Origin of the sequence: Ureibacillus yapensis, assembly GCF_003515775.1 — a bacterium.
Lineage (GTDB): Bacteria > Bacillota > Bacilli > Bacillales_A > Planococcaceae > Ureibacillus > Ureibacillus yapensis.
In genome coordinates this window covers 369,885-384,451 of the sequence record NZ_QWEI01000002.1, presented here as the reverse complement: position 1 = coordinate 384,451, position 14,567 = coordinate 369,885, and the positions used below count along the sequence as shown (strand labels likewise).

General features: G+C 37.6%; 20 protein-coding genes. 13 read left to right on the top strand and 7 right to left on the bottom strand.

Annotated elements, in window-relative coordinates:
* The first annotated feature begins 9 nt into the window (after window positions 1-9).
* The 5 genes from cobS to D1B33_RS06585 are packed head-to-tail and all read left to right on the top strand — an operon-like array spanning window position 10 to window position 2,889.
* Window positions 10-780: an adenosylcobinamide-GDP ribazoletransferase gene (cobS, locus tag D1B33_RS06605; RefSeq protein WP_118875576.1), complete on the top strand. Its 771-nt coding sequence runs from the start codon at window positions 10-12 to the stop codon at window positions 778-780.
* Complete coding sequence (locus tag D1B33_RS06600) at window positions 756-1,352, top strand: histidine phosphatase family protein (RefSeq protein WP_118875575.1); 597 nt, start codon at window positions 756-758, stop codon at window positions 1,350-1,352. The genes cobS and D1B33_RS06600 overlap by 25 nt, the downstream gene beginning before the upstream one ends.
* The gene (locus D1B33_RS06595) at window positions 1,304-1,723 is read left to right on the top strand and encodes a bifunctional adenosylcobinamide kinase/adenosylcobinamide-phosphate guanylyltransferase (protein ID WP_118875574.1); all 420 of its coding nucleotides are present in this window, start codon (window positions 1,304-1,306) and stop codon (window positions 1,721-1,723) included. The genes D1B33_RS06600 and D1B33_RS06595 overlap by 49 nt, the downstream gene beginning before the upstream one ends.
* The gene (locus D1B33_RS06590) at window positions 1,724-2,218 is read left to right on the top strand and encodes an ECF transporter S component (RefSeq protein ID WP_118875573.1); all 495 of its coding nucleotides are present in this window, start codon (window positions 1,724-1,726) and stop codon (window positions 2,216-2,218) included.
* Window positions 2,215-2,889, top strand: a complete 675-nt coding sequence (locus D1B33_RS06585) for a hypothetical protein (protein ID WP_118875572.1) — start codon at window positions 2,215-2,217, stop codon at window positions 2,887-2,889. The genes D1B33_RS06590 and D1B33_RS06585 overlap by 4 nt, the downstream gene beginning before the upstream one ends.
* A 77-nt stretch (window positions 2,890-2,966) precedes the next feature.
* On the opposite strand, the gene D1B33_RS06580 is transcribed toward D1B33_RS06585, so the two are convergent.
* The gene (locus D1B33_RS06580; protein ID WP_147370382.1) at window positions 2,967-3,566 is read right to left on the bottom strand and encodes a hypothetical protein; all 600 of its coding nucleotides are present in this window, start codon (window positions 3,564-3,566) and stop codon (window positions 2,967-2,969) included.
* Between the two features lie 354 nt (window positions 3,567-3,920).
* Here D1B33_RS06580 and D1B33_RS06575 point away from each other — a divergent pair, with 354 nt between their 5' ends.
* Window positions 3,921-4,580, top strand: coding sequence for an alpha/beta hydrolase (locus D1B33_RS06575; protein WP_118875570.1), 660 nt, complete (start codon window positions 3,921-3,923; stop codon window positions 4,578-4,580).
* An 82-nt stretch (window positions 4,581-4,662) separates the two neighbouring features.
* On the opposite strand, the gene D1B33_RS06570 is transcribed toward D1B33_RS06575, so the two are convergent.
* Complete coding sequence (locus D1B33_RS06570) at window positions 4,663-6,822, bottom strand: sensor domain-containing phosphodiesterase (RefSeq protein ID WP_118875569.1); 2,160 nt, start codon at window positions 6,820-6,822, stop codon at window positions 4,663-4,665.
* An 89-nt stretch (window positions 6,823-6,911) separates the two neighbouring features.
* Window positions 6,912-7,433: a hypothetical protein gene (locus D1B33_RS06565; protein WP_118875568.1), complete on the bottom strand. Its 522-nt coding sequence runs from the start codon at window positions 7,431-7,433 to the stop codon at window positions 6,912-6,914.
* A gap of 148 nt (window positions 7,434-7,581) precedes the next feature.
* Between D1B33_RS06565 and D1B33_RS18730 the strand changes: the two genes are divergently transcribed.
* Window positions 7,582-7,710 (top strand): hypothetical protein, encoded by a 129-nt coding sequence (locus tag D1B33_RS18730; protein WP_267897030.1) that lies wholly within the window; start codon window positions 7,582-7,584, stop codon window positions 7,708-7,710.
* A gap of 149 nt (window positions 7,711-7,859) precedes the next feature.
* On the opposite strand, the gene D1B33_RS06560 is transcribed toward D1B33_RS18730, so the two are convergent.
* The 4 genes from D1B33_RS06560 to D1B33_RS06545 form a co-directional block, all read right to left on the bottom strand.
* On the bottom strand, window positions 7,860-8,441 hold the full coding sequence (locus D1B33_RS06560) for a hypothetical protein (RefSeq protein WP_118875567.1): 582 nt from the start codon (window positions 8,439-8,441) through the stop codon (window positions 7,860-7,862).
* Window positions 8,442-8,452: 11 nt separating this feature from the next.
* A complete protein-coding gene (gene ispG, locus D1B33_RS06555) occupies window positions 8,453-9,565 on the bottom strand; it encodes a flavodoxin-dependent (E)-4-hydroxy-3-methylbut-2-enyl-diphosphate synthase (RefSeq protein WP_118875566.1) in 1,113 nt (370 codons plus the stop codon).
* Between the two features lie 241 nt (window positions 9,566-9,806).
* The gene (locus tag D1B33_RS06550) at window positions 9,807-10,142 is read right to left on the bottom strand and encodes a hypothetical protein (RefSeq protein ID WP_118875565.1); all 336 of its coding nucleotides are present in this window, start codon (window positions 10,140-10,142) and stop codon (window positions 9,807-9,809) included.
* Between the two features lie 52 nt (window positions 10,143-10,194).
* Entirely contained in the window at window positions 10,195-10,704 is a 510-nt protein-coding gene (locus D1B33_RS06545) for a DUF1189 family protein (RefSeq protein ID WP_233549404.1), read from the bottom strand.
* A gap of 159 nt (window positions 10,705-10,863) precedes the next feature.
* Between D1B33_RS06545 and D1B33_RS06540 the strand changes: the two genes are divergently transcribed.
* From D1B33_RS06540 to D1B33_RS06520, 6 genes are all read left to right on the top strand, one after another.
* On the top strand, window positions 10,864-11,343 hold the full coding sequence (locus tag D1B33_RS06540; RefSeq protein ID WP_118875564.1) for a DUF456 domain-containing protein: 480 nt from the start codon (window positions 10,864-10,866) through the stop codon (window positions 11,341-11,343).
* Window positions 11,344-11,480: 137 nt separating this feature from the next.
* A complete protein-coding gene (locus D1B33_RS06535; protein ID WP_118875563.1) occupies window positions 11,481-12,086 on the top strand; it encodes a superoxide dismutase in 606 nt (201 codons plus the stop codon).
* A 250-nt stretch (window positions 12,087-12,336) separates the two neighbouring features.
* The gene (locus tag D1B33_RS06530; RefSeq protein WP_118875562.1) at window positions 12,337-12,516 is read left to right on the top strand and encodes a hypothetical protein; all 180 of its coding nucleotides are present in this window, start codon (window positions 12,337-12,339) and stop codon (window positions 12,514-12,516) included.
* 216 nt (window positions 12,517-12,732) lie between these two features.
* Window positions 12,733-12,891 (top strand): hypothetical protein, encoded by a 159-nt coding sequence (locus D1B33_RS18570; protein WP_199677368.1) that lies wholly within the window; start codon window positions 12,733-12,735, stop codon window positions 12,889-12,891.
* A 157-nt stretch (window positions 12,892-13,048) separates the two neighbouring features.
* Complete coding sequence (locus D1B33_RS06525) at window positions 13,049-13,930, top strand: patatin-like phospholipase family protein (RefSeq protein WP_118875561.1); 882 nt, start codon at window positions 13,049-13,051, stop codon at window positions 13,928-13,930.
* Between the two features lie 69 nt (window positions 13,931-13,999).
* Window positions 14,000-14,422, top strand: coding sequence for a pyridoxamine 5'-phosphate oxidase family protein (locus D1B33_RS06520; protein ID WP_118875560.1), 423 nt, complete (start codon window positions 14,000-14,002; stop codon window positions 14,420-14,422).
* Window positions 14,423-14,567: the final 145 nt, after the last annotated feature.

The window sequence follows — 14,567 nt, the reverse complement described above, 5'->3', positions numbered from 1 at the left end:
GTGTCGAATTTGAAAAATGCTTTAATTGGTTTACTGTTGTCTTTTCAATTTTTTACTACAATCCCTTTATCCAAATCCTTTCATATGACACCAAAATCGATTACCGCAATGTATTATATGATGCCCGTATTAGGGCTCTTGATGGGTTTTACCCTGGTATTATTGAACGAAATTAATCTGGACTATCTCCAAGTTTCTCCGCTGCTATTCTCCATATTGGTTGTTATAGCGGGAATTGTCATGACAGGTGGCCTCCACTTGGACGGCTGGATTGATATGGGAGATGCCTATTTCTCCTATCAAGACCGGGCGCGCAGGCTTGAAATTTTGGAGGATTCCCGCATTGGAGCTTTCGGCGCAATTTTTCTTGTTGTTTTATTGTTGTTGAAAATAGGATTGATTTATGAAGCTTTACATCGGTTTTCTTTCTCCATTAACTTTTATTTTATGGCGATTCCTTTTTTAAGCCGCTTGGCGCTCTTAATATATTTTCTTACAATGAATCCAGCAAAAGAAAAGGGGCTGGCAACTTACTTTAAAGAGAAAGTAATTCCAAAGGAAGTTTGGTCTTCCCTTGCTATTTATACTGTGATGTTTTGCTGTGCTGCCTATTTTTTCGTTGGATTGGCAGGAATATTCTTGTTTGGTTGCATGCTCTTTTTTGTCATTCTTTATCGGAAGTGGACGATCAAAAATTTTGGCGGAATGTCCGGAGACTTGGTTGGAGCACTATATGAAGGAACAGAGGTGTTCTTGTGGGGAATGTTATTGTTCATTTAATACGCCATGAAAAAACAGAAGCGAATAGAAGCAAGAAATATTTAGGTTGGACAGACGAATCAATCATTGCAAAGGAGAGCGTATTTAAAGTACCTATAAAACCTGCAATCGTTCATGGCAGCGACTTGAAAAGATGTCGTGAAACAGCAATGTTGTACTTTCCGCAGGCTTCTTTTTTAGCCGACCCAAACTTGCGCGAGATAAATTTTGGAGAGTATGAATTAAGAACATACGAGGAATTGAAGAACCTAACGACTTACCGGGAATGGATTGATCAACCGGAAATCGTAACGCCCCCAAACGGAGAGGAGTTTCTGCAATTTAAAGAAAGAGTAGCTGTTTCTTTTCAGCAAATCGTTTCAAAAAGTGGGGAATATACCTTTATTGTTCATGGCGGTGTGATTCGTGCCTTGATTTCACTTTTTGGCCCAAATGCCCAGTCTTTCAGAGAAATTGCCGTATCACATCGATGCGTTTATTCCCTTTTTTGGTCCGATATAGCAAAGAGGAAGGAGGGAGCTAGATGCGAGTTATTATCGGAGGCGCCCATAATGGAAAAAGAAAATATGTAAAAGGAAAATTGGAAAAAGATTCATCGAAGAATCTGCATTTTTATGAAGGTGTTCTTCCGGAAAAACGTTCGTTTTCAAAGAATGATAAGATTATCATTGGGAACTTCGAAGATATATTTCTCTCTTTAAATCAATTAGAGGAAGAAAGGCTCGTCTCCAACATAGTTGATACATTAAAGAAAATTGACCAGAATGCAGAGGTAATTTGCATTTGTACGGACATTGGCAGGGGAATTGTCCCATTGCAGAAGGAAGATCGTAAATTACGGGATGCGTGTGGGCGGTTATATCAAAAACTATTTTTGGAGAGTGATTGCGTGATACGAATTTGGTATGGCATACCGGAAGTTCTAAAAGGGGAGGAATGGTAAATGGAAAGCCGAAAGTTAAAGGTTTTGATCTTAACTGCATTAATAGCAGCGATTTGTGTCATAGGCAGTTTTATTAAAGTGCCGGGCTTTCTGGCAACATCGGCATTAGACTCTGCCCCGGCGTTCATCAGTGTGGCTTTTTTACCGCCTGTATACTCCGGGCTGGCAGGGGCATTGGGGCATTTGGCAACCTCCATGTTATCGGGATTCCCACTTGGCTCATTCCATTTCATCATTGCAGCAGAAATGTTTATCATCGTATATCTTTTCAATGTTCTACATAGAAAAAGCTACAATATCATAAAATGGATCTTTTTGATTGTGTCTAATGGAATAGGATCGGCACTTCCTTTTTATTTTCTTATATCGCCGGCATTCTTTTTTAGCGCGGTGCCGAGTTTGCTGATTGCGACGATCATCAATGCTGTCGTAGCAATAATTGTTTTACCGGCAATCACTCGAGTATTTAAAAGGGAAGAGGTGTGCAATGAATGAGAGACGCCATGAAAATAAATGAAACAACGGTCGTAACCATCGATAATTCAGGTTGTATCGGCGAAAAAAGGCTGGATGCAGTACAAGTCTCCAATACAACGGCTGCTTACTATTCTGCAAGAGTTGCTTTGCTGGAACAATGGTGTGCAGGTGCAGAGCCAACACATATTTTCATCTCGAATTTTACGGGAGAGTATGCTTGGTTCGATTATGAAAAGGGAATAGAATGGGTATTTGACGAAATCGAAAAGCCGCTCCCGCCGATAAAAGGCTCAACAGAATCCAACTTTGAATCCCTGCAATCGGGTTTAGGTTTAATGATGATCGGACAATTGCAGTATGAAGTATCAAGCGAAAATTGCGAATGGTATGTTTTGGGCAAGCCTTTGGTGGGACAGGAGGTAATTGAACAGCCACAAAATGTTGCAAAATTAAAAGAAATGTACTTTCTGGTGACTTCAGGGATTGCCAAAACGATTTGGCCTGTGGGTTCCAAGGGAATCGGCGCGGAATTGAAAAGAATTTTCCCCGAAAATCATGTAGAGTGCAAGTTGGATCTGGAAAAAACGAGCGGCCCTGCAACGGCAGTGATTGTCGGGATTTCCCGGAACAGGAAACAACAATTTAAAAATGCGATTACTGTCCCATATGAACCTATATTGATTAGGTAAATAAACAATTTACCTTTTGCAAAAAAGGATGTGTCGCAAATATCAGCAGACACATCCTTTTCGGCAATGACAGATTGCTACACTCGTTGATTAAGAAACTTGTCCACATATAAGAAATACGAATCATCACAGCACTTTTTAATCATATGGCAAAAAACGTCGTCTTTCAGCTCGCGCACAAACGCTTTTACACATTTCGACTGCAAGGCTAGAAATTGTTTCACTTCTTCTTCGTTTCCGTTGGGGGCATCAAAATAGCTTCGGCTGAACTTCATTTTATTGAAATGCAGCAAGTTATATTTTTCGGAAACGCTTGAGACCCAATTAATGATTCCGGTTGCGACATATAACGATGTAAGGTAAAACAATTCCGGCGATGAATCTCCTCTTTGTTTTAGCTTTTGGAAATGGAGATCCTCCTTAACAGCGTTATAAATCAAGAAAATCGATGTATAATAAAGCGACTTTTCTTCCAATCCAAAGAATATATCATCGTCAGGAAGCAGCAAAATCCATACATTAAACGCAATCATCCAAGCATCGTCTTTGTTGAGACTTCCTTCATTCAAAATATAGGAATAGTCTTTCATCTTGCTTGCCATAATTTTATAAGTGTCAATATGATGTTGTTCAATGAAAAAAATGCTACGGTCAATTGTAATTTCTTCATACATCATGAAACACCTCTTAAATAGAATAATAAATTTCTAGTAATGCCTATCCTAAGTGTAACGAAATATGTCTATAATTGACAATGGAAAAATGACAAAAAGTTGAAATTGAGTATAAAAGCGTAGAATAAAATGCTAAAATATTAAAAATATTCGATAAATAACGATTTATTAATATTTTTTTACCATATAACCATTATTTTCAAATTTGTTATAGCTAAATTACTTTCAATTTTTCAAAAAATAATTTAGTTCAAATGTTCTATATAAGCCAATCTCATTTAAAAATAAATATTTCCTATGAAACTCTGATAAAATCTAACTATCAAGGAAAGTTAATGGAGAAAGGAATTAAAAAACATGAAATCACCTTATACATTTAAATATATTGCACCGCATCAATCGGCAAATGGCGAAAAACAGCCGGCGATTTTTTTATTCCATGGGTTGGGTAGTAATGAGGAGGATCTATTGCAATTAGTTGAAGAATTTACAGGACAATGCCATATTTTTAGTTTAAGAGGTCCTATTACACATTCACCCGGTTTTGCCTTTTATACTTTTGAAGAAGAAGGTAAACCGATTCGTGACGTATTTGATAAAATGATTACCTTTACGCAAAGCTTTATTTTGGAAGCAATTGAACAATATCAGCTTGATATTCAGAAAATCTATTTAATCGGCTTTAATCAAGGAGCGGCTGTTGCGGAAACATTGACACTTACTTTAGGCAATTTAATAAGCGGAACGGTTGCCTTAAGTGGATTTTTACCGGAATTTGTAATGAACGAATATAAAAAAGCACCTTTCGATCGAACAAAAATCTTTATTTCACATGGGGAATATGATTATGTTTATCCAATTCAGTGGGGAACTGATAGCAAAAACTATTTCGAAGAACTGGGAGGTAATGTAACCTTTAAGACTTACGAGGATGGACACGGTGTTACACCTGAAAATCTACGCGATTTAATTTCTTTTATCTCAGAAGATTTAGTGGATGAAAACAAAGTAAATTAAGGTTGAGCGCATAAAGCTGGAATGCAAATTGAAACTGTATTCCAGCTTTTTTAATTGCGGAAGGCGAAAATGGGATTGACGATTAAATTGTATCGAGGAGATTTTCGGCTTGTTCCAAAGACATTGGTTTAAAAAAATAATATCCTTGTCCGGATTTGCAGCCCATTTTTTGCAGAATCGAAAACTGTTCGGCAGTTTCGATTCCCTCTGCAACCACTTGCATTCTTAAGTTTTCTGCCAGTTGCACGATTGTTTGGACCACTGCATGCATCTCGGCATTGGATATATTGTTGATGAAACTGCGGTCAATCTTTATTTCTGAAAAAGGAAGCTGCTGCAAATAACTTAAACTTGAGAATCCGACCCCAAAATCATCTATCGAACTTTCATAGCCCAGCATTTTTAACTCCGACAAAATTTCTTTTGCCTTATCCAAATCCATCAACTGGGCACTTTCTGTTATTTCAATCTTTATAAACTCTGGAGGGATTTCGTATTCCTCCACCAACGAAATGAAATCAAGAACAAAAGATTCGCTGTAAAAATGAACGGGTGAAATATTGACGGCAATCGGGACGATTTTCTGCCCATTTTTCAACCGAGAACTTAGAAAGTTTAATACTAATTTTAAAATAGAAATATCGATTTCATTTATTTTTCGGCTTTTTTCGGCAATCGCAATAAATTCTGATGGAGACACATTACCCAGTACCGGTGAATTCCATCTTGCCAATGCTTCAAAACCTTCGATTGTGCCAGTGCTTAAAGCAATCTTTGGCTGCAATTGAACCGTGAACTCTTCATTTTGTAGAGCAAAATGCAACTGATTTAAAATATTAAGCTCTCTTTGTATAATTTCATCTGTTTCTTTTTTGAAAAATGAGATGGTTGAGTTTTTAAAATGCGAATTTGTTAGAGCAATATCTGCCCGGCGAATGCTTTCATCGAGCGTTACATTTTCTTCAAAATGGGAAATTCCTATTTTCAGGGTGATGAAAATATCCCGATCCGCTATCCTGAAAGGAAAAGTCGTCACCTGCAAAATTTGGTTAATAAAGTTATTTAATTTTTTATTTGATTTTTTAACTGCAACGATAAAGGAGGAATTAGAGAATCGTACATATATCATTTTTTCTTTGAGATTTGCCAATGAGAGAATACGAACGACAATTTGATGGATTAGCTCATCTCCAAATTTTCTGCCATATAAATCTACAATGCTTGAATATTCACCCGGGTGGACCAATAAAATGGCACCGTTATTTTTGTCTTCAACCCATTTTTCGAGCTGATTGTAAAAATTATAGTAATTGGGCAGACCAGTCGATTTATCAAAGAAAGCCAATCTTTTCAGTTCTTGTTTTTGCTCCACATATTTCATGGAAAGTGCAATAATGGGCGAAAGTTTTTTTAGAAACTCAATATCCACATTTTTTAATGGATGATTTTCTTTTATGTAAATCGAAATATAGCCGAGTAATTTTTTTTCGTTCGAGTAGATTGGCTTTGACCAACAGGAAGAAAGATTATAGCCTTGAATTATTTTATTATAATGATGGTTGGTTAAAGTTAATTCATTGATATAAATTACGTTATCGTTATAGTTTGCAGTAAGACTGATTTCCAGATGATTTAAGGCTTTTATTACTCTAAGTGGAAGGGAGCCGCTTGCGATTGCCTGAAGCTGCCTGTTCTCTTTTACAATGTGAATAGCACAATAAATATCCCGGATATAATATCTTTCCACCTTTTCGGCGATTAATTGCAGGGTATTTTTTAAATCGCCATCTTTCTCTAATTCTATATATACTTCATGTTCCAATTTGGACAGCATTTTGCTCAGCATTTGCTCTGTTATATCTTTGCAGTGCAATAAAGCGTAAGTAGTAATGCCACCTCGCTCTTTGATCGGCTGAAAGGTAAGGTGATTCCAGAAGGCAGTTCCATCTTTTTGATAATGAAGGACATTCTTTTCGAAAGGTGCTTTACTGGATAACAGATGAAGAAGCTCTGCATCCATTTCCTCGTTCGTTATGCTGCCTCTTAATGAAGAAATGCCGTTGCCGATTAATTCATCGCGCGAGAATCCGGTCAATGATATGAAAGCTTCGTTGCAATAAACAAAAGGAAAATCAGTTTTTTTTATATTAATGATTGCTATACCGCTCTGAAAGTGCTCGCTTATGTGACAAAGAAATGGGAAGATCTCATCCTTTGTGAGGGGCATATTCGTATTGTGCATGCTAGTTCCCCCAATCTATTAAAATATTTATGGAAAGTATAACAAATTAGAGAACATTTGGCACAATTATTTTCCGATAGTTCTAAAAATTAAAAAATTAATAAGGGTAATTGTTCTTGCTTAATGGAAGTATAAGTATCATACAGATAAGTAAGTGCATCTTCACCTTCCATTTTTACCGCTTCTTCCTCGTTTAACTCCATCTTCAGCTTAGTAGACTCTCGTATTATCTGTGAATCTTGAACAGTGAATTCTATTTTTACAATTCCATTTTCTTTTAAATTTGCTTTTTGCTCATTGGAAAAGTTGTAATGGCTAAACAAAGGATCTTGCCAAGTTCCCTTGATTGATATTTGCTGCAAATTGTCCGAGTTCTCATATTTCCACTGGACATCACGTAAAATAGATTGAAATAAATCATTCATCGAGAAAGTTTCATTATTATAGTTAATTTCAATCGCCCGTATCGCATGGGCATCCAATGAAGTTGCTTTTGCCGCTTGATCTGCAGCTGTCCCAATACCTGAAGCAGCATCTTTTATCTTGTAAATTGTACTTTCGCAACCACTTAAAGCAGATGCCAATAATAATAGAATTAACAATCTTTTCATCATGTAACCTCCAACATACTCCTATTAGTAATTATCTTAACGAAAATAAAATTTTCATAATGTTAAATTCCTCACATTATTTGTGGAAACTTTTTTAACAATTTGTAGTTGGCTAGCGTTGAAAAAAAAGTAAAGAAAGGAAGTTAAGATGGGAATCGATGATGAAATCTTGGAAAAATTGGGCGTTTATTTTGTTTATCATGATATTTTCAATAAATATGGAATTCCATTTGAGACATTTGTGGATCGTTGGTCGAGGGGGATACTGGAAATATAGGATAAGCTTCATTCGAGAACTCTTTAATTTTGACGATAGGACAAGTACCGTAATACTTACTAAAAGGCGTAGTCAATGATTGGACAAGATTTCACCTTGTCAATAAATGAAAAAAGGCGGCATGTCAATGTGAACATGCTGCCTTCTTTTTATTCGTAATGTTTTTGTATCCAGTAGTTTGCTTCATGCCAAGTTTTAATCCGCACAACATTTGTTGGAGCAGGTTTTCGGTTATATGGCGTATCAAACAATAACACTGGAATTTTTAGCTCTTCGGCCAACATGACTGCATTGTCATGCTTATCTTCAAAAAAGACTTCTACATTATGTTTTTTAGCGATTTCCAGCTTGTCATGGCTGCCAATCAATTCGATATGATGAAAGGGAACTCTATTTTCCTTAAACCATTTGTGCGTGATTTCCAATACGCTTAAATCACGTGCCGAAATATAAAACAATTCATATGTGTGCTGCCATGCGGTAAGAATGGACTGTGCATCATGCGCAATCGTGCTGACCGAATACATATAGGCTTCATTTTCCTTAAACCATTTAGCGAACTCTTTCCGGTCCACCGGGTGGGGAAAAGCACTTAAAAAATCGTATTCAATGACATCATCGAGCACAATATTTGTTTTGTATTGTTTATTAATATGCGGAATGAGTGTATCGGGAGTCGTAATCGTTCCATCGATATCGATGCCAAAACGCGGTTTTTGCTTGGACGTCATAAAAAAACCTCCTAGCTCAAGCTTTGGGCTTCTGCTTTAGCTCGTTCTTCCACCATTTCTGCTGCCAATTTATCGATTTCTTTTTTCAGTTCTTCTACCATCGTTTCCTCTGGTACTTTACGAACCGTTTTACCCTTCATGAACAATAATCCTTCGCCACGGGCACCGGCAATTCCGATATCCGCTTCGCGTGCTTCTCCAGGGCCGTTTACGGCACAACCAAGAACGGCAACTTTTAATGGAACATTCAACTTGGAAATGTATTCTTCTACTTCATTGGCAATTGAAATTAGATCAATTTCAATACGGCCGCAAGTTGGGCAAGAAATTAATGTAGCCATATTCGATGCCAAGCCGAATGATTTTAATAGTTCACGGGCAACTTTTACTTCTTCCACGGGATCTGCGGATAAAGAAATACGCAATGTGTTGCCGATGCCTCTTGATAGGATTGCTCCAAGCCCGGCTGCTGATTTAACAGTACCTGCGAATAAAGTGCCTGATTCTGTAATGCCAAGGTGAAGCGGGTAATCGAAAGCTTTTGACGCTTTTTCATATGCTTCTATGGCAAGGTTTACGTCAGATGCTTTCATGGAAACGATGATATCGTGGAAATCGAGATCTTCCAGAATTTTAATATGATGCAAAGCGGATTCTACCATTCCATCTGCAGTTGGATAACCATATTTTTCTAGAATATGGCGTTCCAATGACCCTGCATTTACACCGATGCGGATTGGAATTCCTTTTGCTTTTGCAGCATTTACAACAGCTTCAACTTTTTCGCGGCGTCCGATATTTCCCGGGTTGATGCGCACTTTGTCAATCCCGTTCTCGATCGCCTTTAAAGCCAGTTTATAATCAAAATGAATATCCGCTACTAACGGAATATGGATGCGTTTTTTTATATCAGCAATGGCATTTGCTGCACGTTCATCCGGAACAGCAACACGCACGATTTGGCAACCTGCTTCTTCCAAGCGAAGAATTTCTGCAACTGTTGCTTCGACATCATGTGTTTTTGACATACACATACTTTGGATGAATAGTTCGTTACTACCACCAATCGTTAAATTACCAACACGCACGGGACGCGTTTTTGTACGGTGAGTTATTTCACTCATGAAGATTCTCTCCTTTATATCGAGGTACGTATCTTTATGTTTCTTTTGGCGGATAGGTAACTATAAAGTTAACAAGGAAATCCGCATAAGAAAAGACATGAACTCGACTTTTGGTCGAGTTGTGTTTTTCTAACATACCACACTTTTATTATTTTATCAGTGTCGTAAAAGATGAACAAGGAAGAAACGTTTTTTTTTACTTTAATCAGCCGGAGTTTAAAACGCCTGACTGATATGATATTCAGCACTCATTTTTTATTTTATCATAGATTGGTATTTTAATGAGTTCTCCAGGCACCATGGATTGTTTTTGCAAGTGCGGATTTAGTTCGTAAAACTGGGCCATCCGCTCAGGATAGGACACTTCGACTTCCGACGGATAGGCTGCCAGCAACCCTTGAACCGTATCTCCTGCATTTGTCGCCACGGACAGAGCTTTTATTGAAATTTGCTGTTCACAAGCTTGAATTTCTTGTGCTGTATCAAAGGCGGCAAGGGGAACAGTACCTTCCGTCAAATCTATTTTAATAACGGCTGCTATAAGGAAGAAGACAACCGTAAACAATAAGAATCTCATAAAAAACCCCTCCTTTCTACCACTATATGAAGAGGAGGGGGATTCATTCCTATTATTTTTTTGGTATTTTCGGATATTTAGCAGAAGCGACCACTAATAGAATAATGGTAATAAGTATTCCTATCATGGTTGAAACTGTACTTGAAAGCTGCAACATTGAAAATAGAATGGACAAAAGGGTCGACCACGTGATTGCGAGGCTTGCAGTGCGCCACATATGGCGATACTCGCCCCGTCGGTTGAGGATTTTCAAAATGACAATCCCGACAAAAGCATAAATGCTGATTCTGACAAAAATAACAACGGTAGAAGTAAGAAATAATAAAATGAAGGCAAAAGGGTATAAGAGCCATATAATGTCTTCTATGTATTCGGTTAAACCTTGAATGTTGGTTGAAGGGTCGGAAACCCCCATCAGAAATTGTATAAAAGAAAAGATGGTAATTGCGGAAACCAATATAAAAACATATTGAAGCGTTTTTCCTATAGGCAATAATCTATAAGCCGCAAGTTTTTTAGGGTAAAAAAGACTATCGATCAAAAGCTTAAAATGGTTCATCATTTTTCTCCTCCACAGGAGAGTTTATCATGAAATTCCGGATTCAAGAAGTGGAGATGGTAAAATATATAAAGTAGAATTAACATCCAATTGAAACTTTTTTTGATGCACAATCGTATTTAATTCAAACTTGTATACAATACATGAATAGGGGCTGTTTTTTTGGACATAATTGCATGGGTGCTGATTATAGCCAGTTTTATCATCGCGTTTGTTGGGCTTGTTTATCCGATAATTCCATCTGTACTTTTTATTTTATTGGGCTTTGTTATCTACGGCCTGTTCTTCTCATTCGGTGAGTTGGGATGGATCTTCTGGGCAATCGAGATTTTATTTGTTGTCCTGTTGTTTGCTGCGGACTCTGTTTCAAACTTGATTGGGGTAAAAAAGTTTGGGGGAACCAAGGCAGGGTTATGGGGAAGTACAATTGGCTTATTGGTGGGACCATTTATCATCCCTGTTGCCGGCATTCTGATCGGTCCATTTTTGGGTGCCGTGATTGGAGAGCTGCTGATCACAAGAACGGACGTGAAACAAGCGATGAAAGCAGGCGTCGGTTCAGTGGTCGGGTTTTTAACATCTGTCGCAACCAAAGGGATTATTCAAGCGATCATGATTGTTATTTTTATTGTTGCGATTTAGAGTAAAATCCAGCCAAACTTTCCGTCAAAAGGCTGAATTGTAAAACTTGAGAGTTTATTAATTGAATCGTAGAACTAATTTTGATAACCTAGAAAAGGAATCAACATTACTTTTTTAATTTGAGGGAGGAATTCACAATGGCTTATGAATTACCACAATTAACTTATTCTTATGATGCATTAGAACCACACATCGATGCAAAAACGATGGAAATCCACCACACTAAACACCACAACACTTATGTTACAAACTTAAACGCAGCAGTAGAAGGAACAGAATTTGCAGAGAAAGATCTACTTGATCTTATCTCAAACATTGATGCGTTGCCAGCTGACAAACAAACGGCAGTACGCAACAATGGCGGCGGACATGCCAACCATACTTTATTCTGGGAAATTCTAGCTCCAGGCGGTTCAAACACTCCATCTGGTGAATTAGCATCTGCAATTGATGCGAAATTCGGCAGCCTTGATGCATTCAAAGACGAATTTGTTAAAGCAGCAACTGGCCGCTTCGGTTCAGGTTGGGCTTGGTTAGTAGTAGATGGCGGCGAACTTGCAATCACTTCAACTCCAAACCAAGACTCTCCAGTCATGGAAGGCAAAACACCAATCCTTGGCTTGGACGTTTGGGAACATGCTTACTACTTAAACTATCAAAACCGTCGTCCTGACTACATTTCAGCATTCTGGAATGTTGTAAACTGGGACGTAGTTGCTGAAAAATACGCTGCAGCAAAATAATTAGCTTTACTCCAAGCTTTCAAAAAATCGTTCACTCTTTAAGAGATGAACGATTTTTTTTTATTTAAATCATTAAGATTAATAATGCTCAATTGGGGCAAAAGCAAAACAAAACAACATAACATAAACCTTTACGCTCTCAAGCAAATCAACCTTATTCCTAATTTAAAAAGGATTTCATGAAAGTTGGAATTTTCGATTCAAAAAGCATAATTGCAAAATAAAAGACCAAATTATTCTTGTGGAGGTGATGAAGTTGAGCAAAAAGAAAAAAAGCACATTAGACCGTGAAGAATATGGCTATGGATATGATTTAAGCGTGGATGATTTGGCTGTGATAGGTCAAAATGATAAGGCGAAAAAGCAGAACCAAAACGAAAATAAAGACAAGCCAGATAACAAACATAACCCCTCAAGGATAAACGAATAATAGTCGTTTGCTTCCAGAAAGAAGTGAATGACCTTTTTATTGGTTTATATGAAATTTACAGGCGGTTCATAAGCAACCGCAGCAAACCCGATCTCCGATTGAATTCTATTATAAGCTTAAAGTGTGGCATAGTGCTTTCGTATTTGTTATCAGGTTCACCCCAAGCAAAATAATTAAAAACTAGGTTCACATTATGCAATGTGGAGGTGAAATATCATGAACGACAAAAAAAGGGAAGACTCAAGCCGGGAAGAATATGCACATGGATTTGATTTGAATCCGGATGATTTTGATACGATTGATCATAGAGCAGAAGCAAAAAAACAAAATAAAAATCAAGATAAAGCGGATATCAACCAACCCCTTAAACACTAAAATTCAAAAAGTATTTGGCCTACCCAGATTGTTATAGGCCAAATACTTTTTATTTATTAAATTGAATGCAAACATTGTCGAAGTTTTTGTCGACTCAAGTTCTAAAAATCTCCCTTTTTTCTTAAAATGTAACGAGACTAAATAAAGGGGAGTGTTCATGCTAATTGACGGGGTGTTCTCAGGTGGTGGTATCAAAGGCTTTGCTTATGTTGGGGCAATACAGGTTCTGGAAGAGCATGATTACCAATTTAAACGTGTGGCAGGAACAAGTGCCGGCGCCATATTGGCCTGCTTCATAGCTGCGGGTTATACTGCCGGAGAAATTGAGGCAATGTTGGATGAACTCGATATGAAATCCCTGCTGGACCCGCCAAAAGCCGCTCGCACTCTTCCTTTTCTGAAGTGGCTTAATCTGTATTTCCGGATGGGGCTTTATAAAGGAAAAGCTCTTGAAAAATGGTTTTACAAAAAATTGGCTGCCAAAGGAATCTTGACATTTAACGACTTGCCAAGAGGGTGCTTAAAGCTTGTTGCCTCTGATGTTACAAATGGGCGCATGATTGTTATTCCGGATGATTTAGCCAGCTACGGCATGGATTGGCGTACTTTCCCGGTTGCCAAAGCTTTAAGGATGAGTTGCGGAATTCCTTTTTTCTTTGAACCCATTAAATTAAATGGAAGAAAAGGGGACTGTTTAATTATAGACGGGGGAGTACTTAGTAATTTTCCTTTATGGATTTTTGATAATGGAAATAAGGAGCGTCCATTGATTGGGCTAAAACTAAGTAATCCAAAGGAAGCAATGTCTCCGATGAAAATTAATAATGGGTTAAATTTATTTGAGGCGCTGTTTTCAACAATGAAAAATGCACATGACGAACGGTATATTTCAAGAAAGCACGAAAGAAATATTATTTTTATTCCGGTTGAGCAGTATAGCGCCACGCAATTTGACCTAAGTGCGGAAACGAAACAGACATTGATTGATATTGGAAGAAAACGTACTACGCGTTTTTTAAGAACCTGGAGACCATGCTGAATTCGAATAGGATAAATCCTTCGCCTACTCACATACTATTTTTGAGATTGCAAAAAGGAGCGAAGAAAGATGGCAAAAACACCGGAACAAATTGCAGCTAAAATCTTGGATGATCATATGGTGGGAACAATGGCGACAATCGAAGGCGATAAACCACATTCCCGGTATATGACATTTTTCAATGATGAGTTTACCTTATACACGGTTACAGCGGATGATACACATAAAGTGGAAGAACTTTCAAAGAATCCTTATACCCATATTTTGATTGGTTACGAAGGCAAAGGGATTGGCGATGAATTTTTGGAAATTGAAGGTAAAGTCGTAATTTCATCGGATGACTCCATGCGCGAAAAAGTTTGGAATAAAGTACTGGAAGGCTGGTTTTCAGGCCCTGATGATCCAAATATGGTCGTCCTGAAAGTCACACCATCACAAATACGATTAATGAATTCAAAGGACCAGGACCCTCAGATTGTTGATTTTGGATGAATGAAGTGAGAAAACGGTTGTCTAATATAGGGGCAACCGTAATTTTTTTTGTTAAAAATTAAACGATTTAAAAAAAGGACCAAAGATTAAACTTTAAAAAAACCAATAGTTTCGCATTAAAAAATAAAAAAATAGTTCTATCTTG